The following is a 20,785-nucleotide window of genomic DNA, read 5'->3' on the forward strand; positions in this document are numbered from 1 at the left end:
GAGAGAAGAGTCTGAGGACAAGATGATAGAAGTGGTAGATGGGCAGCGTCAGCTCAAGGGTTGTAAACGAATCGTTGTTAAAATCGGATCATCTTTACTCACAGCAAACGGACAAGGTTTAGATTTAGATGCCATCTCGCACTGGGCGGGACAAATCGCAGATCTACACAATGCAGGACACGAGATTATTCTGGTGTCTTCCGGTGCTGTGGCTGAAGGTATGGTGCGAATGAAACTTGAGAATCGACCCACCGATCTACCCAGTCTTCAGGCTTGTGCTGCCATTGGTCAGATGGGCCTGATTCATACCTGGTCAAGCGTACTGGAGAAACACCAGATTCGAACGGCGCAGGTATTATTGACCCATGATGATCTGGCAGATCGCCGCCGCTATCTCAATTCATGTGATGCTTTGCAGAACCTGATTGACTGGCGCGTGATTCCGGTGATTAATGAAAATGATACCGTTTCTACCGATGAAATCCGCTTTGGTGATAACGACACGCTGGCTGCCATGGTGGCAGGTCAGGTGCATGCCGATCTTCTGATTATCTTAACCGATCAGGAAGGTATGTTTGACTCAGATCCACGCTCGAATCCAGATGCCAAACTGTTCCATACGGTACGTGCGATGGATGAGAGCCTGTTTGAGATGGCCGGTGGTGGTGGTAAATTTGGTCGCGGCGGCATGCTGACCAAAGTTCGTGCTGCACGACTGGCGGCAAAGTCCGGTTGTCCGACCTTAATTGCAAGCGGTGATAGTGATGCTGTGCTATCTCGTCTGATGTCTGGTGAATTGTTAGGAACCTTGTTTGTGACTGACAAAGATCGGATGACCGCGCATCAGCAATGGTTGGCAGCACACCTGCAAACGGCAGGTCGTTTGGTAATTGATGATGGTGCGGTAAAGGCCATTAAAGACAATCATCGTAGCTTGTTGCCTGTCGGCGTCAAAGCGGTTGAAGGACATTTTGAGCGCGGTGATGTGGTGGAATGTGTGGATACACAAGGTCACCGAATTGCAGTCGGTCGTGTTAACTTTAGTTCGCGTTCGGCAGATATTGTACGTGGTCTGGCTTCTGATAAAGTGCATCAGGTTCTAGGTGAAGCACGTTCACTCGAGATGATTCACCGCAATCATATGGCGATTTACTAAGTCATTCAGATTTAAATTTCAATCATAAAAAATCCCGCTTTCGAGCGGGATTTTTTATGACATCTTAATGCGATTTATTTAATCCAGCCCATCCGGATTAATGGCGCAAACAGTGACTGATGAATAGTTAAAATAAACTGCATGAGTTTATCCTGATATTTCCACCACAATGGTAATCCAGCTAAATTTACTGTTATTGCAATCAGGAATGCACCCAGCATATCCATCGGAAAATGCACACCGACATAAACACGTGACCAAGCTACTAGCCAAGCTGTCCAGATTAGAATTCTTCCCAAATCACGTTGTGATGAAAAATAATAAGATAGGGCAATCCCACTAAAAATACTCATATGGTTGCTGGGAAAAGAACCTGTAGGTGCATGTTCGATCAGGGTGCGACCAATATCTATTACAAATGGACGTGGGGTATTCAGGATCGCAGACAATACCTCGCTGATCGACAAGGTAATTGCTGTAAAATAAATGCCCTGATAATGCCAGTTTTTACTTCATAACTGCCACGGAACCAGGCAATAGCAAAAATCAGCAGAAAGAGATAAACCAGATCATGCGCAATCAGGGAGGCATAGTGGATCATCCAGATCGAGGCGTGTTCAGGTACATTTAGGATATGAAACAGGTAAAGATTCAGTTGGTCAAGAGACATGAGCAGAGAGGATTGGTACAAATGTCCGTTACTCTAAACAGGTCAAACCTCAATTCCTACCTGAATTTGTATGAATTTGTAGCCTTGATTATTAAAGAATATTCAAATGATAGAAAACCACCCAAAAGGGTGGTTCTTAAAAATCCGAATAATATGATGAAATCTTATTTAAACTGAATCGCACCATTGGCACTCACCGTCATTTGCGATTCACCCGCAGCAACTTCCTGCTCTGGAACAGCCATATCCGCCGATGCAGCTTTCATCATGGCCATACGCGGTACAGGTTGTGGTGAATAGTTATTGGTATTCAGATTTAAGTTTACCAGTTGATAACTCGGTTTGTTCCAAGCTTGAGTCAGGGCCTGTGCGCGTTGCTGGAAGTTTTTAGAGGCTTCAATCATCAGCTCGCTTTCAACTTTTTTGCGCTTTTCGTCTGAAACTTTGAAGTTAATTGACTGGGTCTGGAAGTGCTGTTGTAATTCAGCAATCAGTTGAGACGCCGCTTTAAAATCTTTCGATTCCAGACGAATCTGGGCACGTCCACGCCATTCTTTCAATTTGCGGTTATCATTGTCATAAATAGGGTAAGTGCTTTGTGCGCCCGTCTCGATTTTCACAGTTGGATATTTGCGCGCTGTGGTAATGGCCTGATTCATTAGCTGGTTAATTTGAGTGGCCAATTCAGCTGGCTGTTTGTTGGATTTTTCAATATAAAGCACGGCATGCATTTCATCATTTGAGATTTCACGACTGGCCTCTGCTGAAAGATTCACAACATTGTAATTCAGCGATTCAGCCGGAGCTGCAAATGCGCCTGTGGCCAAGGTAGATGCAAGGATAAAACTGGTAAGTGCTAAGAGACGCATGAAATTGTCCTGTTTTTCTTAAAATTGGCCATCTAAGCCGTTGTTAAAATATTAAATCTCAATTGTGATCTTTTTACGAAATATTTGTGGTAAGAGTGTTAAATTTTCTTTCATTTTACACTCTTACTTGATTTATGTTTATCGTTAATAATTAAGTGCTTAATGGTGGATTTTAAGCTTTTTTGCCTGAATGTTAGCTGTGCTACAAAAAAGCATAAAAGAACCCGCTTTTCTTTCTGCTGTCACACTGTAAGATGATCATACAGGTTATAGGTTGGTGTGATGTTTTTTTTCGATAAAGATTAGGACAAAATGCGACTGAAAGTTGTTTATTTTCCTGAAAAATTCGGTATCATCCGCCTCCTAGTTATTTAAATACAAACTGCTAGCTAGAACCTCTTTATAAAGCGCCGAGTCAAAGGACCAAACGTCACCAGACTTATTTCTTTCACCCATATCAGAGATGGTAATTCGATATGAGCGTTACTTCTGTAAACCCTGCCACCAATTCCACAAACGAATACTACTTGACTCGCCAAAGTCAGATGGAATCGAATGTGCGTAGTTATCCACGTAAATTACCGTTAGCGATAGCAAAAGCACAAGGTTGCTGGGTTACCGATGTTGAAGGTACTGAGTACCTTGATTGTTTAGCTGGGGCAGGGACGTTGGCATTGGGCCATAATCATCCTGCAGTCATTCAAAGTATCCAGGATACAATTGCAAGCGGCTTGCCATTGCATACACTGGATTTAACTACGCCTTTAAAAGATGCTTTTACTGAAGCACTTCTTTCTTATCTTCCAGGTGGTCAAGAAGAATACTGCTTGCAGTTCTGTGGCCCATCCGGTGCAGATGCAACAGAAGCAGCCATCAAACTTGCGAAAACCTTTACCGGTCGTAGCTCGGTGATCAGCTTCTCTGGTGGCTATCACGGTATGACGCATGGTGCATTGGCCATGACCGGTAACCTGTCTGCGAAAAACGCAGTTAACGGTTTGATGCCAGGCGTTCAATTCATGCCATATCCGCATGAATACCGTTGCCCATTGGGTCTTGGTGGTGAAGCCGGTGTTGATGCCCTGACTTACTACTTTGAAAACTTCATCGAAGATGTAGAAAGTGGTGTGACCAAACCTGCAGCTGTAATTCTTGAAGCGATTCAGGGTGAAGGCGGTGTGGTAACTGCACCAGTAAAATGGTTGCAAAAAATCCGTGAAGTGACTGAAAAACACAACATCGTGTTGATTCTTGATGAAGTTCAGGCTGGTTTTGCACGTTCAGGCAAAATGTTTGCATTCGAACACGCAGGTATCGAACCTGATGTCGTGGTAATGTCTAAAGCCGTAGGTGGTAGCTTGCCACTTGCCGTACTTGGTATTAAACGTAAGTTTGATGCTTGGCAGCCAGCAGGTCACACCGGTACTTTCCGTGGTAACCAATTGGCGATGGGTACAGGTCTTGCAACGATCAATACCATTAAAGAACAGAACCTGGCGCAAAATGCGCAAGAGCGTGGTGATTTCCTGCAAGCTGAACTGAAAAAACTAGCTGCTGAATTCCCATGTATCGGTAACGTGCGTGGCCGTGGTCTGATGATCGGCGTTGAAATCGTAGATGAGCGCAAAGATGCGGATCATATGGGTTCTTTACCTGCTGATGGTCAGTTGGCTGCAGCGATCCAAACCGCTTGTTTCAACAATAAATTATTGCTTGAGAAAGGTGGTCGTAACGGTACAGTGATTCGTTTACTTTGCCCGTTGATCATTACTCAAGACGAATGTGTTGAAGTGATTGCTCGTTTCAAAAAATCGGTTGCTGAAGCACTAGTTGCAGTTCGAGGCGCATAATTCATGGTAGATTTCGCAGAACATCGTAAAGCGTTACTCTGCAATGATGCTGCATCCATTGCTGACTATCAGGCTGGCATGGACCAAGCGACCAAAGCGGTTGCGGCATGGTTGCAAAACGACAAAATGTACACTGGCGGCAGCATTAACGAGCTACGCAGTGCAATTGCATTTAATCCTTCAAAAGAAGGTTTGGGTGTAGAAAAATCTCTTGAGCGTATGGTTGAGCTATTCCTCAACAAGAGCTTAAAAGTACATCATCCACATTCACTTGCGCATCTTCACTGTCCAACAATGGTGACCAGTCAGATCGCGGAAGTGCTGATTAACGCAACCAACCAGTCAATGGACTCATGGGATCAAAGCCCGGCCGGTTCGTTGATGGAAGTTCAGCTGATTGACTGGTTACGTCAAAAAGTGGGCTATGGTGCAGGTCAGGCCGGTGTATTCACTTCTGGTGGGACACAGTCTAACTTGATGGGCGTATTGCTGGCGCGTGATGCTTGCATTGCGAAAAACTGGAAAGACGAAAACGGTAATCCGTGGTCGGTTCAGCGCGATGGTATTCCTGCGGATGCGATGCATAATGTCAAAGTCATCTGTTCTGAAAATGCACATTTCTCTGTGCAAAAGAACATGGCGATGATGGGCATGGGCTTCCAGTCAGTGGTCACTGTTCCTGTGAATGAAAATGCACAGATGGACGTAGACGCGCTGGAAAAAACCATGACGCACCTTCAGTCTGAAGGCAAGATAGTGGCATGTGTGGTAGCGACTGCGGGTACAACGGATGCTGGCGCGATTGATCCATTGAAAGCAATTCGTGAAATCACCAATAAATATGGCGCGTGGATGCACATCGATGCGGCATGGGGTGGTGCACTGATTCTATCCAATGACTATCGTTCTATGCTGGACGGGATTGAGCTGTCGGATTCGATCACGCTTGATTTCCATAAGCATTATTTCCAAACCATTTCTTGTGGGGCGTTCCTGCTGAAAGATGAAGCGAATTACCGTTTCATGCATTATGAAGCAGAGTATCTGAACTCCGCTTATGATGAAGAGCATGGCGTTCCTAACCTGGTATCGAAGTCACTACAAACGACGCGTCGTTTTGATGCATTGAAATTGTGGATGACTGTAGAAGCATTAGGTGAAGAGCTTTATGGTTCGATGATCGATCATGGTGTAGGCTTAACACGTGATGTGGCAGACTACATTAAAGCAACTGACGGTTTAGAGCTTCTGCTTGAGCCTCAATTTGCCTCTGTACTGTTCCGTGTGGTTCCAGCGGGCTATCCGGTTGAATTACTCGATACGCTTAACCAAAACGTAGCAGACGAACTGTTTGCACGTGGTGAAGCGAACATTGGTGTAACGAAAGTTGGTCAGGTTCAGTCTCTGAAAATGACTACTTTAAGCCCGGTTGCAACGCTTGATAACGTGAAGAACTTGCTGGCATTAGTGCTTGCAGAAGCGGATCGTATCAAAGATTCAATCGCTGACGGTACTTATACGCCACCCATTGCATAAGTGATGGTGGTGTGAAAAAAAGGAGATCGAAATGATCTCCTTTTTTGTGCGCTTAAAAATAAAAAAAGGTCCTTTCCCAGATCGAAATTCCTCACAAAAACACGGAAGGTCTGAATCCCGTTTGGCCTGTTATTTATTTGTCATAGGCTTATGTAAAACTGGGGAGCAGGATTTATCCTGAGTTCAGGTTTATAAAAATTGTTACATGTCATTGGTCTAAAATTTTTTATTGAAGTGAATGACATAAAGAACTTAATCATTGAAATCCATAAAAATTTAATCAAGAAAAAGCCGCTAGATTAAAAATCACTAAATCGTAATAAAGCTGTAACTTATCTGTCATATTCTAAAATCAAAATGCAGGTATCGAAAGAAGTACAAAACTGAATAAAAAGTGGTGTACTCCAAATTTGCATAAATGAGAGAGATACTAGAATGCGCTTTACAAATATAGCTTTAGCATTAGCAGTAACCGGGGCAACTGCTGTAACGACTGCACACGCAGCACGTGACACCATCCAAATTGCAGGTTCTTCAACTGTACTTCCATATGCCAGTATCGTGGCAGAAGAATTCGGTAATACTTTTCCACAGTTTAAAACACCAGTTGTCGGTTCTGGCGGTTCTTCAGGTGGTTTAAAACAGTTCTGTAATGGCGTGGGTGATAATACGATTGATATCGCAAACTCTTCGCGTCAAATTAAATCTACAGAGTTGGCAGAATGTAAAAAGAATGGCGTTAACCAAGTCCTAGAAATCAAAATTGGTTATGACGGTATTGTATTTGCATCGAATGCTAACAAAGCGGCTTATAAATTGCGTCCACAACATGTCTTCGCTGCACTTGCTGCACAACTTCCATCAAATGGCAAAATGGTCGCTAACCCGTACACGCGTTGGAACCAAATTGACAAAGCACTTCCAAATGAACCAATCACCCTGGTAATTCCTGCGTCGAATCATGGTACGCGCGAAGTCTTCCAGGAGAAAATGGTGGATGCAGGTTGTGAAACGTACGCTGCAATTAAGTCTCTAGACAAAGATGCTAAGAAAAAAGCCTGTACGACATTCCGTAAAGATGGCCGTGTGGTTGAGATTGCCGGTGACTATACCGAAACATTGGCACGTTTGAAGACTTCTCCAAGTGCTGTAGGTGTGTTTGGCCTAGGTTTCTATGACCAGAACCGTGACCGTCTACGTGTTGCTACGGTGAATAATGTAGCACCTTCTGAAAAGACCATCTTGAATGGTGCTTATCCGGTATCGCGCCCATTGTTCTTCTACGTAAAAGGTGAGCACTTGAAATCAATCAAGGGCTTACCGCAGTTCACAGAATATTTCCTGAACAAGAAAGTATCTGGCAAAGGCTCTAAGCTGGAAAAAGCAGGTCTGATTTCAATGTCTGATAAAGAACGTGCAGCAGTCCTGGCAAATTTCAAGGCTGGTAAAGCGGTTGTAGTGAAGTAATAAATGATTTTGAAAATGCTGGTGGTAGGGTCAACCTACCATCGGCTTTTTGCGATAAACAAGTTTTTTCAAACCATGAAAATTGAAAAAACAGTGGAGAATACATGAATCTGCTACTTATAGGTGTGTTATTGGCCATCATGGCCATAGCCTATCAAATCGGATTAAGTAAAAGCCGTAGCTTAGCAGGTAAGGGAAGCAATTCTGCAAACTTACACTCGCGTCCCGGATATTATGGTGCCCTGGTTGCACTATGGTGTGGTATCCCTGCGTTTTTAATTTTGATTGTTTGGAACATGGTGGAACCCACTTTTCTGGAGCAAGTGGTACTCAACCATTTGCCAGAAAATGTTTCTGCTAGTCTGGATCCGGCAAGTCTGAGTGTTGTGATTGATCGCGTTCAGGCACTTGCCTCAGGTTTCGGGGTCAGTGATACACCTGCAGCCTATGAAGTTGCAGCAGCAGAACAGTTGGCTAAATTCTCGACCATTGGTACCTTTGCCAAATTGGCAGTCGTGATTTCGGCTGCGCTGGCCGGTCTGGTCTGGGCCAAGAAACATATTAGCCAGGAATTCCGTGCACGTAACCAAGTCGAAAAAATGATTAATATCGGCCTGGCATTGTGTTCAGGTGTGGCGATTCTGACCACTCTCGGGATTGTGATGTCGATGTTTGGCGAGGCAATGCGTTTCTTCAGCTTCGTCAGCCCACTGGATTTCTTCTTTGGTACCCAATGGAACCCGGGATTTAGTACCTCTGGCAGTGCTGAAGGCAGTTATGGTTTATTGCCACTGTTATGGGGCACGCTCATGGTCAGCGGGATCGCGCTTCTGGTCGCGGTTCCAGTAGGCCTGATGATTGCGATCTATCTGGCAGAATACGCTTCACCGCGATTCCGCTCTTGGGCAAAACCTACAATTGAAGTGTTGGCGGGTATTCCTACGATTGTCTATGGTGTCTTTGCCTTGATGATCATCGGTCCATTCCTTAAAAGCATGGGTGCTCTGGTCGGACTCGAAATTAATGCCACCAGTGCGCTGACCGCCGGTCTGGTCATGGGCATCATGATCATTCCATTTGTATCTTCTTTGTCAGACGACATCATCACTCAGGTGCCGCGTGCCTTACGTGATGGTTCTTTGGGCTTGGGGGCGACCAAATCTGAAACGATTCGTCAGGTGGTTTTACCCGCAGCCCTACCGGGTATTATCGGTGCGTTCCTGTTGGCAGCGTCACGTGCAATTGGTGAAACCATGATCGTGGTTCTTGCAGCCGGGAACAGTCCGCAGTTGCATGCCAATCCGCTTGAAGCCGTATCTACGGTCACGATTACCATCGTGAATCAGTTAACTGGCGATACTGATTTTGCTAGTCCACAAGCACTGGTAGCCTTTGCACTAGGATTGACGCTATTCGTCATTACCTTGGGTTTGAACATTGTTGCACTGATCATCGTGCGTAAATATCGTGAGCAATACGACTAATGAGTACTTCAAATACAACGCCTGTGGATCAGCGTATTGATCCATCCATCGCCGCCGAGCTGCGTGAAAAGCGTAAGAAGACCATTCAAAGCTCTTTGGCACGACGTCATCGTAAAGAAAAAACCTTCCGTTTATTTGGTTTCTCTGCGGTACTGGCAGGTCTGTTCTTTGTGGTATTGCTGTTCGGGAGTATTTTATCCAAAGGTTTGCCTGCATTCTGGCAAAGCAGCATGAGTTTGCCGATTCATTTCGATCCAGCCATTGTGGATATTGGTCCAAAACCAAAGCCAGCTGCAGGAGAATCTCCAGCACAGTTTGAAGATCGCTTTATCGCATGGCAGACTGAAGTCGGAATGGTGGATTGGGATGCACTAATTATCAACGGCATGATCGCCAAAGACAGCAAGCTGGAAAGCCAGCGTGATGAACTGGGTTCTTTATATACCAGTTCTGAGGCGTATCGCTTGCGTGACATGGTCATGAATGACCCGAGTCTGGTCGGTCAAAGTAAGGAAGTGAAAATTCTGGCGGATGCCAATGTCGATGTCTGGTTGGCGGGAAATATTGACCGTGATCTTCCCGATGAACAGCAGCAGCTCAGTCCTGAAGTACGTCAGGTGGCGGACGAGATGAAAGCCTCTGGTGTGATTGAAAATAGTTTCAATACCAATATTTTCACCAGTCCTGACTCACGCAGCTCACCGGCAACTTCAGGCTTGGCAGGCGCCTTCATGGGCTCACTGTTCATGATGATGATCGTGATCTTTATCTCGATTCCAATCGGGGTGGCCTCTGCGATTTATCTGGAAGAGTTTGCACCGAAAAACTGGATTACCGATGTGGTCGAAGTCAATATCAACAACCTGGCAGCCGTACCATCGATTGTCTTCGGTCTATTGGGTGCAGCGATCTTCATTGGCTGGATGCATTTGCCACTGTCAGCCCCATTGGTGGGTGGTCTGGTACTGAGTCTGATGACCTTACCGACTGTGATCATCACCACACGCGCATCACTTAAAGCGGTTCCACCTTCGATTCGTCAGGCAGCTTTGGGCCTCGGTGCTTCCCGCATCCAGACAGTATTTCATCACGTCTTGCCTTTGGCTTTGCCGGGTATTTTGACGGGCGCAATCATTGGGGTCGCACAGGCTTTGGGTGAAACTGCACCATTGTTATTAATCGGGATGAGTGCTTTTGTTGCCAGCGTTCCAGCCACACCATTTGATCAGTCAACGGCTTTACCGGTGCAGATTTTCTTATGGCAAGGCAATGAATTACGTAACTTCTTTGAAGGGCGTACCGCAGCAGCAATTATTGTACTTCTGGCCATGATGATCAGCTTGAACAGTCTGGCCATCTGGTTACGTAAGAAATTTGAAGTCCGTTGGTAATAGGGGCAGAATCATGAACACAACTGTTATTCAAAATTCCTTAAAAAAGGATCAAATCGTGAATCCACAACAGACACAATTCACCTCGGATGAGGCGACTCAAAAGCCGGCAACTCCGTTTGTTTCCCAGTTCGATACGCAAAGCAGCAGCAAAAAAGATGCGAAGTCGACGAATGTGAAACTTAGTACTTCTGATGTGCATGTGTACTATGGTGAAGCGGAAGCGATTAAAGGCATTGACCTGAACATTTATGAAAATGAAGTGATTGCTTTTATTGGGCCATCAGGCTGTGGTAAATCGACCTTTCTGCGTACCTTAAACCGCATGAACGATACGATTGATAGCTGCCGTGTGACCGGTAAAGTCATGCTGGACAATCAGGATATTTATGATCCAAACCTAGATGTGGTCTTGCTACGTGCACAGGTTGGTATGGTTTTCCAGAAGCCGAACCCATTTCCAAAATCAATCTTCGATAATGTCTCCTATGGCCCAAAACTGCATGGTTTGGCGCGTGACAAGTACGATCTTGAAGAAATTGTCGAAGGCAGCTTGCGCAAAGCCGGTCTGTGGGAAGAAGTGAAAGATCGTTTAAACCAGCCGGGAACAGGTTTGTCAGGTGGTCAGCAGCAACGTCTGTGTATCGCGCGTACGATTGCAGTCAGTCCAGAAGTCATTTTGATGGATGAACCGTGTTCGGCACTTGATCCCATTGCAACCGCCAAAGTGGAAGAGCTGATTTCTGAGCTATCTACGCAATATACCATCGCGATCGTAACTCACTCCATGCAACAGGCAGCACGTGTATCGGATCGTACTGCGTATTTCCATTTGGGGGATCTGATTGAAGTCAACTCGACCGAAAAAGTCTTTACCCAGCCAGATCATCAGTTGACTGAAGCCTATATTACCGGGCGTTTCGGTTAATCCGATATCTAGAATAAGAGCCGCAAGGCTCTTTTTTTATAGGTGAAATAGATGGTGATAATCGTAATAATTCTCGAAATAAAGTTGAAAAAAACCGAAATTGACCTAATCTAAAGGAATAAATCCGAATTAAATAGAGAATAGATTTTTTATGTTATTTCATACTCCGAAACTGTCCGCTGAAATCCGTATTAGTCATCTCAATGCGCGTATCAATGAACAACGAAAAAAAATAGCGCAAACTACTGGCTCTAAACTGGAACTTTTACAGTTATCACAACAACTGTCAAAAGAAGCGCGTGCGCGTAAGAAAACCAATCAAAAAATCTATGTGCTCGATTTTAAAGGTGATATGGCTGCTTCTGCGGTAGAAGGCTTACGTGAAGAAATCACTCTGATTCTGGCCACAGCCAAAGCAGGTCGTGACCGCGTTGTAGTGCGTCTGGAAAGTCCGGGCGGCATGGTCCATGGTTATGGACTTGCAGCAGCTCAACTGGTACGTTTACGCGAGGCAGGTTTTCATCTGACCATCTGTGTCGATAAAGTAGCCGCTAGTGGCGGTTATATGATGGCGTGTATTGCCAATGAGATTATTTCTGCACCATTCGCGATTGTCGGTTCAATTGGTGTGGTTGCTCAAGTCCCCAACTTTAACCGCCTGCTGAAAGACAATAAAATCGACTTTGAACTCTATACCGCAGGACAGTACAAACGTACCGTGACCATGTTTGGTGAAAATACTGAAGAGGGCAAGGCCAAGTTTGAAGAAGAATTACAGCAAACCCATGCTTTATTCAAACATTTTGTTGAGAAGTATCGCCCGCAGCTGAATATTGAAAAAGTGGCCACTGGTGAGCATTGGTATGGCCGGGATGCGCTGGATCTAAATCTGGTGGATAAACTGCAAACCTCAGACGAATATCTGCTCAACTTGTTGCCCCAACATGATATCTATTCCATCCAGACCCGCAAGAAACCAACTTTGGGCGAAAAGCTGGGTCTGCAAGCCGCACAAATTGCTGATTCACTGGTACCTACTGTCATGAATAAAGTTATGGAAAGCTTAAGTAAAGCCAATGCAAATTTGGTGCAAATGCGTGATCCAAAACTTTAATTCAGTTGATCTTGAATGAATTTTAAAGCTCACTGCGGTGGGCTTTTTTTTTGAAATCATACTATTATGATATAAGTGAAGCACTTTGATTGGGTCTAGGCTCATATGCTCACGTTTATTTTGTTGCTTGGGTTTTTTAGTATCGTATTTATTCCGATGTTATGTATGCTTTATTCTGAAGCAAAATTAACTCAGGATGATTCTAAGAAGGTTTTGTTTTGGCTGAGTTTTCTACCCGGCGTTTGTATCTTTCTGCTGTATAGCTTTCTAAAGCCCAATGATCCACCTGTTATTCCATCGAAGGAATGTGGTGTTGTGCAGTTTTATCAGATGCATAAAGTTCGAGGTGGTAACGAATTTGAACGTGTGAGTATTCGCTTTGATGGCGCTCAATATAGTCGGCATTTATTCTTCGATAAGCATCTGGATAAAATTCCTCAAGGCCAAAAGGCCTGCTTTGAATATCTAGATAAATTCAAATATCCACATTTGTCAGAATCTAAGTTTATTCAATGGGTTGAACCGAATGAAATGTAAACCATCACTGAAACTAATCAGATAAAATAAAGCATATTTTATTGTTAGAGCAGAAACATGGCTATAGCTGAAGCATATCTTGCAACGCAAAATTGTTACTTTAATTATGAATTTGAAGAACTTTATTTAGAGGATGATTTTCCTGAGGAGTTATCTGTATCACTACGTGGCATGATGTTCCGTCATGAGATTGAATATCCTGATACAACCTATTTCATTTATTACAGTGAGATGTTGACGGGTAATGAACTGCAAAAAATGAAAGATGATTGGATGCGATATTGCCCGCATTCATAATTGAAAAAAATGAATGTAATTAAATGCGTGATCCAAAACTTTAATTCAGCTATTAGTTTCTGATTTTAAAAGCTCACTTCGGTGAGTTTTTTTGATTTTTCGGTATCAACTGCAGACCGCCTGTTATCGCCGCGCCAATCGTAGCAAGCAAGATGTCTTTGTGCGCATCCCACATATCACCTTGTTGTCCATTATAGTTTTCAGCTTCCTCAGGAGATAAACCAATGGCAATCAGCCATTCCAGCCATTCATAGAGCATGCTACTGGCCACCACAAACTGAATCACCAGCAGGAAAATGACCACAGGTCTTTGCTGCGGCAACCAGACCTGAAACAGGCGATAGAAAATTGGATAAAGTAATAATCCGTAGGCCAGATGGACAAAACGGTCAAACATATTGCGTGACCAGTGCATCGCTTCATTCAGATTAAAGCCAAAAATCTGTTCGATCCATTGGTTATAAGGCACATAAGAATACAGATAATGCGCAGCAATCACATGAACAATCAGAAAAAGAATATATAAATTAAAACTTAAAAAATTCAGCCCGATTTTATACAGGCAGATGAGCAGCATGATGATCATGAAAACTGTGCCTGCCTGATGCAAGAGATAAGCTTCCAGTTCTAAAGGACGAATACTGGCAAGCAAAATCGCCAGAATTAAAATACCCAGGCTCGCGTAATGTTTGGCAGAAAGTCGATGCTCAATCATGTCGTTATTATGAAATATCTTTTTTAGAATAAAACACATTATAAATAAAAAGGCGAAGCCTGAGCTTCGCCTTTTCGTCTTATTGCAAATTAGATTTTAGCAATCAGCTCAGCCACTTGTTTGGCCTGTTCAGCTGCATTACCTGTATAAGATGCAGGGGTCATTTCTGCTAAACGCGCACGGTCAGCAGCAGGAACAGCTTCTAACTCGTTACCGTTTACGAAATCAACCATCATGTCGCGAGTCATGGCTTGACCACGAGTCAGGGCTTTTAGTTTTTCGTATGGTTTTTCAACGTTGTAACGACGCATTACAGTTTGAATTGGTTCAGCCAATACTTCTTGCGCATTGTCCAAGTCTTCATTGATACGCGCAGCGTTCAACTCAAGTTTGCCAACACCTTTAGAGCAAGCTTCAAAAGCAATTAAGCTTTGCGCAAAACCAACACCCATGTTGCGAAGTACAGTCGAGTCAGTAAGGTCACGCTGCCAGCGAGAAATTGGCAATTTTTCACCTAAGTGGGCAAGTACCGCGTTTGCAATACCCAAGTTACCTTCAGAGTTTTCGAAGTCGATCGGGTTAACTTTATGCGGCATGGTTGAAGAACCGACTTCACCTTCTTTCAGTTTTTGCTTGAAGAAACCAAGAGAGATATAGCCCCAAACGTCACGGTTAAAATCGATCAGAATAGTGTTGAAACGACGCAGCGCATCAAACAGTTCTGCCATGTAATCGTGTGGCTCGATCTGAGTAGTGTACGGGTTAAAATCTAGACCCAAAGACTCTACAAATGCTTGTGAATGCGCAGGCCAGTTGATGTCTGGGTAAGCAGAGTAGTGCGCATTGTAGTTACCTACTGCACCATTGATTTTGCCCAGTAGCTCAACATTTTTGAACTGTTTGATTTGACGTGCAAGGCGGTAAGCCACGTTCGCCATTTCTTTACCCAAAGTCGTCGGGCTTGCAGTTTGGCCATGAGTACGAGACAACATTGGCTGGTCTGCATGCTTCTCAGAAAGCGCAACGATTGAATCAATGATTTGCTGCATAGATGCAACCAGTACATCACGACCGCTTTTCAGCATCAAGGCATGCGACAGGTTGTTAATATCTTCAGATGTACATGCAAAGTGAATAAATTCACCGGCATTTTTAAGTTCATCGATATTGGCGATTTTTTCTTTCAGGAAATATTCAACCGCTTTAACGTCGTGGTTGGTGGTGCGTTCGATCTCTTTGATGCGATTAGCATCATTTTCAGAAAAATCGCTCACAATCGCATCAAGCGCTGCATTAGTTTCGCCTGAAAACGCCGGTACTTCAGTAATTTCCGGGTGGTTTGCAAGCGCTTGTAACCAACGCACTTCAACAGTCACACGAGCATGGATTAAACCAAACTCAGAAAGAAAGGGACGTAGAGCATCACATTTGCTCGCGTAACGTCCATCTAATGGAGAAAGTGCAGTTAAAGCGTTCATATCGATTCCTTAGATTTTGGAATTAAACGTAAAACGAAACACGTGCAGCATCAGTTAAACCACCTGAAACTGTAAACGCGCTAGATTCTGAATATCTTGTAGCAACTTGCGTTTGCCAAATACCATGCCCCAAGAGCTGCCACCGAGCTGACGCCACAGATGCGCCATTTGCAAACCGGTAAATAAAGAAGCGCGGATCCGGTTGGTGTGTCCGGCATCTTTAAAGGCTTCGGCATTACCACGCACCATAATGCGCGGATTAATCTGTCCGGCAGTATCGACATAGGTTTGAGCGAGATTGGCAATGATGCTGGGGTGCAGGTAATTATTATCGAAGAAGGAGAGCTGTCTGAGAATTTTCTGTTGGGACTGTTCAATAATTTCAACAAATTTGGGATTGCTATAGACCTTCTTTTCTAACTGAAGAAGTGCCATCGCATAGCTCATGGGAAGTTTAGTGCTGGAAAGTTTTGGAATTCTGGATTTTGGAGAAGTATTGAAGGGTTGAATAATGCTGCTTTCTAATGTTTTTAAACCTAAGGAAATATCGGCCAGTTGATTAAAAAAGTCGAGCGTCTGGGCATTCTGATTGCTGCCGGGACGGATATTAAGACTGGCTCTAATCAACTGTTCAAAATAAAAGTTACCACTTTCACCAATGCTTTGCTGACCCGTCAATGCGGTCATATGGGTCAGCTGGGTGGCCTGAAACACACCCGCTAATGCCAAAGCACGATTTTGACGAGTATTCAACGTTGTGGCCGGTTGAAATGGTAACTCCGTCATGCCGAATTCATCCTTTTATAAAATCAGGTTTAGGTGCATTGGTATGATGAATCACACCACCCCCTAAACAAACTTCACCTGAATAGAACACCACGCTTTGACCTGGGGTCACTGCACGTTGAGGTTCATCAAACTCAACACAAACACCATTCGGTGATTCTGAATCTTGATACACAGTACATGCTTGATCAGTCTGACGGTAACGGGTTTTGGCAGTACAGCGGAAACCTGTTTCAGGAATATCCTGCTCACCTGCGACCCAGTCAATTGCTTCAGACCAGAGCATAGTGCTTTGCATGAGTGGGTGTTCATGGCCTTGACCGACCACCAGACGATTGCCTTCGATATCTTTATGCAATACGAACCAGGCGCCTTCAGCAGTTCCTTTCATGCCGCCAATACCAATGCCACCGCGTTGACCGAGCGTATAGTACATTAAGCCGTGATGATCACCAACCTCTTTACCGTCTTCCAGTACGATTTTTCCGGGTTGAGCGGGTAAATATTGCTTCAAGAAGTCATTAAAACGACGTTCACCAATAAAACAGATCCCGGTCGAGTCTTTTTTCTTGGCCGTAACCAGATCTAATTCTTCTGCAATTTTACGGACTTGTGGCTTTTCAATTTCACCAACAGGGAACAGGGTCTTATTAATTTCACGACCATGGACAGCATGCAGGAAGTAAGTCTGGTCTTTGTTATTGTCCACACCGCGCAGTAAAGGTGCATATTCTTCACCACGTGAGTTGGTCATGGTTTCACCACGACGACAGTAGTGACCTGTCGCAATAAAGTCTGCACCCAGGTTCACTGCATGATCCAAAAAGGCACGGAATTTAATTTCTTTATTACATAAAATATCTGGGTTTGGTGTACGGCCAGCCGCATATTCCGCCAAGAAATGTTCAAAGACACGATCCCAATATTCCATGGCAAAGTTTGCGGTATGCAGTTTAATGCCGATTTTGTCGCAAACGGCCTGAGCATCGGCAAGGTCATCCATCGCCGTGCAATATTCTGTGCCGTCATCTTCTTCCCAGTTTTTCATGAAAAGACCTTCAACCTGATAACCTTGTTGAAGTAAAAGGGCGGCAGAAACAGATGAATCTACACCACCTGACATACCGACGATGACACGTTGTTGCATAGGATTAGGCATCCAAATTTGAAAGTAAGGGAGAATTCTGGTGCTCGTAAATGAGCGATAAAGGATATTTTTGACCTGAAAGCGCATCTTGCACGGCTTTAATCACCAATGGACTACGCGCGCGAGCAGATTCAATCAGTTCATCGAGCGTCATCCAGACCGCGCCGACAATATCTGTATCTAAAGTGGCATTGGGGTCATAGTCAATGGATTTGGCTAAAAAGCAGAAACGAAAATATGTCCGATCCGGGAACATCGGTGGGGTATAAGTATACATCCCTAAAAGATGAGTTACTTCAACCGTATGTCCGGTCTCTTCCATGGTTTCACGAATGGCGGCTTCAATAATGGTTTCACCGCATTCCACATGACCTGCTGGCTGATTAAATACCGTGTGTGTCACACCTTCTGTATGTTCTTCTACAAACAGGAATTTTCCGTCTTTTTCAACGACAGTTGCGACAGTGACATGAGCAGTCCAAGCGGTCATAAAGCAGCACCATGGAAAAGGATGCACTATTGTATAAAATTTTAGGGTGTGTGGCTATGTTGAGAGCAGGTTTCTTTAAGCGACTTAATGCATTAATGAATAATCAACCAATGATAATCATGGTATTTGGGGTTAATGAATTACAGAGAAAATAAATGCTGAAGTGATCATTTTAGAACTGGGAAAACGCACATAAAAATAGTATAGCGGGGGGCAGTTAATATTTTTTCAGGACTTGGAGAAATGCTGATGGGGATCAGAAGCTTGATTTCCAAAACAATTATTTAAAGTAATGAGGTCTATAACTGAAAGTTGATATATCAGATAGTTATAGCCTTTATAGCATGACGAAAAAGCCTAAATTAGCTAGATAAGTGATGATGTTAGTCTTAAAAGTATTTTGAATGATGCCTACAAATATTTTTATAGAGTTATGTGTCTAGCCTATTGACTTCAAACAAGACAAGTTTGAAGATAAGAAGGTTGAGTAAATATCAATCAATTTTTAAAAAGAAGAAAAATAACCGAATATAATTAAAAAGTTAAGAGATATTATAAACCTTCTAGTATTGTCTAATTTTTTAACTGTATTCTGATTTAATGCAAAGTTTTCTTCATCATGCATCAAAAAATAAACTTATAAACCCAACATTAAAAAAATATTTTGAGCAGGTTGACATGATGACACCGCCAAATTCAAATATTGGTTTTCGATTAGATATCAATGGACTGCGTGCCTATGCGGTATTAATGGTATTGTTTTTTCACTTCAAAGTTCCAGGGTTTAATGCAGGCTTTTTGGGTGTAGATATATTTTTTGTCATTTCAGGATTCCTGATGACAGCAATCATTTGCAGCAGTCTTGAAAAAAACAGCTTCAAATTATTTGATTTTTATATGGCACGGATAAGACGGATTTTTCCTGCCCTGATGATACTTATTATTATTTTGCTGGTTTTAGGGTGGTTTTGGTTACCCTTACCTGACTATATGTTTTTGGGTACGCAATCGAGTAGTGCTCTGTCTTTTAACTCTAATCTTTATTACTGGCGTACTTCTAATTACTTTGATGGCACTGCTCATGAAAAGTGGTTATTACATACATGGACATTGGGTATTGAGTTTCAATTTTATCTATTATTACCTATTTACTTGTTACTACTGACAAAAATTAAATCGGAACGCCGTACCTTATTATACGGATTATGTTTTGCATTTCTGGGATCTCTCCTTTTAAGCATCGCGATATCTCATTCGAAACCCGTAGCTTCCTTTTATTTATTGCCTGTTCGAGGCTGGGAGTTCGTTGCTGGTGGGTTGGTTTATTTAGCTGCGAAAGAATTTCCACAATTACAAAGATTTGCCAAGGTGTACTTTGTAGCGGGATGTTTTTTATTGTTATTGGCCATGTTGATCATTCATAAGGGGTTAGTTTGGCCTTCTGCTTGGGCGGCGTTACCAGTACTGGGTACAGTACTGGTTATATTGTCACAACAGGAAGACTCCATGTTAACCACGCACCCTGTTGCACAATGGTTGGGAGATCGTTCATATTCGATTTACTTGTGGCATTGGCCGGTTGTGGTTGGCTTGTATTTTGGTAGTGTGCAAGATGATTTAAACTGGATACTATTTGGTTTGGTGCTTAGTCTGATACTGGGGCATCTTTCCTATTTACTGGTTGAAATACCCTCACGCCAATTTTTAACGAAATTTCGTCTTTCCAGACAAGCTCTAGTCATCTTTAGTTTTGGTTTGCTTGCGGGTTTATCTGCAATCGCGATCAGTGCCAAACTACTTCCATTTGAAGAAATTCGATTACCTAAAATTGTAGAGATTGCTGCTGCAGAAACATGGGATATAGATCCTAGGCGTGAAGAGTGTAATGCCTCTCATGACAAAATAGGGTCGCCGAGTTGTGTGTACGGAAAAGAAAAAATTTTAGCAATTTTAATGGGGGATAGTCATGCATCAGCAATAGCAAGTTCTTTGGGTACAGCAGCCTCTCACTTTAACTCAGGTGTGATTTCTTGGTTTATGGATAGCTGTCCTACACTGGATGGCATTCGATATATAGATCATAAAGAGTACAGTGCGGATTCATGTGATCTTCTAAATCAATGGGCAAATGAAGAATTAAAAAAATATCCTAATATTCCGCTAGTTTTGGTCAGTCGTACTTCAGAGTATGTAAAAGGTGTGAATGAGCCTGACCAATCGGAACGGTCTAAACTAGCACCAGTCTACTTCAGTAAAAAATATCTTTATAATGAGGATAGGCAGTTTATAAAGGAATTTTCCCAAGTTTTAGTTGATACAGCATGTCGTTTGGCAAAAGACCGACCGGTTTATTTAATGCGACCAATACCAGAGTTCGGAATAGATATTCCCAAGACCATTTCGCATAAGCTGGTTATACATGGTGCTGTGGAAGATATGAAGCTTTCACTTTCTGAATATCATAAACGGCATAAAATTGTTTGGGATGCTCAGGATGAAGCAGCTCAGCGCTGTGGAGTGAAAATCTTGAATCCTCTGCCTTATTTATGTGATACAGAATATTGTTATGGTTCAAAAAATGCTCGTCCTTTGTATTATGATGATGACCATTTGAGTGAATATGGCAATAAATTTTTAGTCCCTATGTTTGAACAAGTATTTAGATATTAAGTTGAGATGTTACTTGGAGAGAGGATTTATTCCATTTTTGAAATTTCCCGGAATTTATCCTGTAAAAAGCATGAAAAGACTCTAATACTGGCCTTATATTAAAAGAGGCTAGGGTGTGTCCTCATTTGGCTTTGCACCAAATAAATATACAGGCTATACGAATCATAGATTTATAATTGCGTGCCAGTTTATCAAATCGA

Annotated in this window: 17 protein-coding genes and 1 pseudogene; 11 read left to right on the forward strand and 7 right to left on the reverse strand. The window is 43.1% G+C overall.

What is annotated here, in order from left to right:
• Positions 1-22: 22 nt before the first annotated feature.
• Complete coding sequence (gene proB / locus NI468_RS01345) at positions 23-1,156, forward strand: glutamate 5-kinase (RefSeq protein WP_005096449.1); 1,134 nt, start codon at positions 23-25, stop codon at positions 1,154-1,156.
• A gap of 74 nt (positions 1,157-1,230) precedes the next feature.
• Here the strand turns inward: proB and NI468_RS01350 are convergent.
• Positions 1,231-1,826 (reverse strand): annotated as a pseudogene (locus NI468_RS01350) (phosphatase PAP2 family protein).
• A 164-nt stretch (positions 1,827-1,990) separates the two neighbouring features.
• Positions 1,991-2,695 carry an SIMPL domain-containing protein gene (locus NI468_RS01355; protein WP_253099226.1) on the reverse strand — a complete coding sequence of 235 codons (705 nt, stop codon included), beginning with the start codon at positions 2,693-2,695 and terminating at the stop codon, positions 1,991-1,993.
• A 476-nt stretch (positions 2,696-3,171) separates the two neighbouring features.
• Between NI468_RS01355 and NI468_RS01360 the strand changes: the two genes are divergently transcribed.
• From NI468_RS01360 to NI468_RS01400, 9 genes are all read left to right on the forward strand, one after another.
• Positions 3,172-4,545: a diaminobutyrate--2-oxoglutarate transaminase gene (locus NI468_RS01360; protein WP_005246815.1), complete on the forward strand. Its 1,374-nt coding sequence runs from the start codon at positions 3,172-3,174 to the stop codon at positions 4,543-4,545.
• A 3-nt stretch (positions 4,546-4,548) separates the two neighbouring features.
• Complete coding sequence (locus NI468_RS01365; RefSeq protein ID WP_004646523.1) at positions 4,549-6,081, forward strand: pyridoxal phosphate-dependent decarboxylase family protein; 1,533 nt, start codon at positions 4,549-4,551, stop codon at positions 6,079-6,081.
• Positions 6,082-6,516: 435 nt separating this feature from the next.
• The gene (locus NI468_RS01370) at positions 6,517-7,548 is read left to right on the forward strand and encodes a substrate-binding domain-containing protein (protein WP_004279710.1); all 1,032 of its coding nucleotides are present in this window, start codon (positions 6,517-6,519) and stop codon (positions 7,546-7,548) included.
• Positions 7,549-7,652: 104 nt separating this feature from the next.
• Positions 7,653-9,032, forward strand: a complete 1,380-nt coding sequence (gene pstC, locus NI468_RS01375) for a phosphate ABC transporter permease subunit PstC (protein ID WP_005107378.1) — start codon at positions 7,653-7,655, stop codon at positions 9,030-9,032.
• Complete coding sequence (gene pstA, locus NI468_RS01380; RefSeq protein WP_004279713.1) at positions 9,032-10,423, forward strand: phosphate ABC transporter permease PstA; 1,392 nt, start codon at positions 9,032-9,034, stop codon at positions 10,421-10,423. The genes pstC and pstA overlap by 1 nt, the downstream gene beginning before the upstream one ends.
• A gap of 13 nt (positions 10,424-10,436) precedes the next feature.
• Positions 10,437-11,351, forward strand: a complete 915-nt coding sequence (gene pstB, locus NI468_RS01385) for a phosphate ABC transporter ATP-binding protein PstB (RefSeq protein ID WP_004279716.1) — start codon at positions 10,437-10,439, stop codon at positions 11,349-11,351.
• A 151-nt stretch (positions 11,352-11,502) separates the two neighbouring features.
• On the forward strand, positions 11,503-12,465 hold the full coding sequence (sohB, locus tag NI468_RS01390; RefSeq protein WP_004646527.1) for a protease SohB: 963 nt from the start codon (positions 11,503-11,505) through the stop codon (positions 12,463-12,465).
• A gap of 105 nt (positions 12,466-12,570) precedes the next feature.
• On the forward strand, positions 12,571-13,002 hold the full coding sequence (locus NI468_RS01395; protein WP_253099228.1) for a hypothetical protein: 432 nt from the start codon (positions 12,571-12,573) through the stop codon (positions 13,000-13,002).
• Between the two features lie 57 nt (positions 13,003-13,059).
• Complete coding sequence (locus tag NI468_RS01400) at positions 13,060-13,299, forward strand: hypothetical protein (RefSeq protein WP_180086362.1); 240 nt, start codon at positions 13,060-13,062, stop codon at positions 13,297-13,299.
• A 73-nt stretch (positions 13,300-13,372) separates the two neighbouring features.
• Here the strand turns inward: NI468_RS01400 and NI468_RS01405 are convergent, their stop codons facing one another.
• The 5 genes from NI468_RS01405 to NI468_RS01425 form a co-directional block, all read right to left on the reverse strand.
• The gene (locus NI468_RS01405) at positions 13,373-14,014 is read right to left on the reverse strand and encodes a DUF2238 domain-containing protein (protein ID WP_253099230.1); all 642 of its coding nucleotides are present in this window, start codon (positions 14,012-14,014) and stop codon (positions 13,373-13,375) included.
• Positions 14,015-14,103: 89 nt separating this feature from the next.
• Positions 14,104-15,492: an adenylosuccinate lyase gene (gene purB / locus NI468_RS01410; RefSeq protein ID WP_218209204.1), complete on the reverse strand. Its 1,389-nt coding sequence runs from the start codon at positions 15,490-15,492 to the stop codon at positions 14,104-14,106.
• A 54-nt stretch (positions 15,493-15,546) separates the two neighbouring features.
• Complete coding sequence (gene hflD / locus NI468_RS01415) at positions 15,547-16,278, reverse strand: high frequency lysogenization protein HflD (protein WP_005107369.1); 732 nt, start codon at positions 16,276-16,278, stop codon at positions 15,547-15,549.
• A gap of 7 nt (positions 16,279-16,285) precedes the next feature.
• Positions 16,286-17,425: a tRNA 2-thiouridine(34) synthase MnmA gene (gene mnmA / locus NI468_RS01420; protein WP_253099232.1), complete on the reverse strand. Its 1,140-nt coding sequence runs from the start codon at positions 17,423-17,425 to the stop codon at positions 16,286-16,288.
• Between the two features lie 4 nt (positions 17,426-17,429).
• Entirely contained in the window at positions 17,430-17,915 is a 486-nt protein-coding gene (locus NI468_RS01425) for an NUDIX hydrolase (protein ID WP_253099234.1), read from the reverse strand.
• Positions 17,916-18,593: 678 nt separating this feature from the next.
• Here NI468_RS01425 and NI468_RS01430 point away from each other — a divergent pair.
• Complete coding sequence (locus tag NI468_RS01430; RefSeq protein WP_253099237.1) at positions 18,594-20,585, forward strand: acyltransferase family protein; 1,992 nt, start codon at positions 18,594-18,596, stop codon at positions 20,583-20,585.
• The last annotated feature ends 200 nt before the right edge of the window (positions 20,586-20,785 follow it).

Origin of the sequence: Acinetobacter lwoffii (assembly GCF_024129355.1) — a bacterium.
Classification (GTDB): domain Bacteria; phylum Pseudomonadota; class Gammaproteobacteria; order Pseudomonadales; family Moraxellaceae; genus Acinetobacter; species Acinetobacter lwoffii_I.

What these genes read in the sequence shown, in the direction of transcription:
- proB (WP_005096449.1), top strand. Translation starts at nt 23, where the DNA reads ATGATAGAAGTGGTAGATGGGCAGCGTCAGCTCAAGGGTTGTAAACGA.
- NI468_RS01355 (WP_253099226.1), bottom strand. Translation starts at nt 2,695, where the DNA reads ATGCGTCTCTTAGCACTTACCAGTTTTATCCTTGCATCTACCTTGGCC.
- NI468_RS01360 (WP_005246815.1), top strand. Translation starts at nt 3,172, where the DNA reads ATGAGCGTTACTTCTGTAAACCCTGCCACCAATTCCACAAACGAATAC.
- NI468_RS01365 (WP_004646523.1), top strand. Translation starts at nt 4,549, where the DNA reads ATGGTAGATTTCGCAGAACATCGTAAAGCGTTACTCTGCAATGATGCT.
- NI468_RS01370 (WP_004279710.1), top strand. Translation starts at nt 6,517, where the DNA reads ATGCGCTTTACAAATATAGCTTTAGCATTAGCAGTAACCGGGGCAACT.
- pstC (WP_005107378.1), top strand. Translation starts at nt 7,653, where the DNA reads ATGAATCTGCTACTTATAGGTGTGTTATTGGCCATCATGGCCATAGCC.
- pstA (WP_004279713.1), top strand. Translation starts at nt 9,032, where the DNA reads ATGAGTACTTCAAATACAACGCCTGTGGATCAGCGTATTGATCCATCC.
- pstB (WP_004279716.1), top strand. Translation starts at nt 10,437, where the DNA reads ATGAACACAACTGTTATTCAAAATTCCTTAAAAAAGGATCAAATCGTG.
- sohB (WP_004646527.1), top strand. Translation starts at nt 11,503, where the DNA reads ATGTTATTTCATACTCCGAAACTGTCCGCTGAAATCCGTATTAGTCAT.
- NI468_RS01395 (WP_253099228.1), top strand. Translation starts at nt 12,571, where the DNA reads ATGCTCACGTTTATTTTGTTGCTTGGGTTTTTTAGTATCGTATTTATT.
- NI468_RS01400 (WP_180086362.1), top strand. Translation starts at nt 13,060, where the DNA reads ATGGCTATAGCTGAAGCATATCTTGCAACGCAAAATTGTTACTTTAAT.
- NI468_RS01405 (WP_253099230.1), bottom strand. Translation starts at nt 14,014, where the DNA reads ATGATTGAGCATCGACTTTCTGCCAAACATTACGCGAGCCTGGGTATT.
- purB (WP_218209204.1), bottom strand. Translation starts at nt 15,492, where the DNA reads ATGAACGCTTTAACTGCACTTTCTCCATTAGATGGACGTTACGCGAGC.
- hflD (WP_005107369.1), bottom strand. Translation starts at nt 16,278, where the DNA reads ATGACGGAGTTACCATTTCAACCGGCCACAACGTTGAATACTCGTCAA.
- mnmA (WP_253099232.1), bottom strand. Translation starts at nt 17,425, where the DNA reads ATGCAACAACGTGTCATCGTCGGTATGTCAGGTGGTGTAGATTCATCT.
- NI468_RS01425 (WP_253099234.1), bottom strand. Translation starts at nt 17,915, where the DNA reads ATGACCGCTTGGACTGCTCATGTCACTGTCGCAACTGTCGTTGAAAAA.
- NI468_RS01430 (WP_253099237.1), top strand. Translation starts at nt 18,594, where the DNA reads ATGATGACACCGCCAAATTCAAATATTGGTTTTCGATTAGATATCAAT.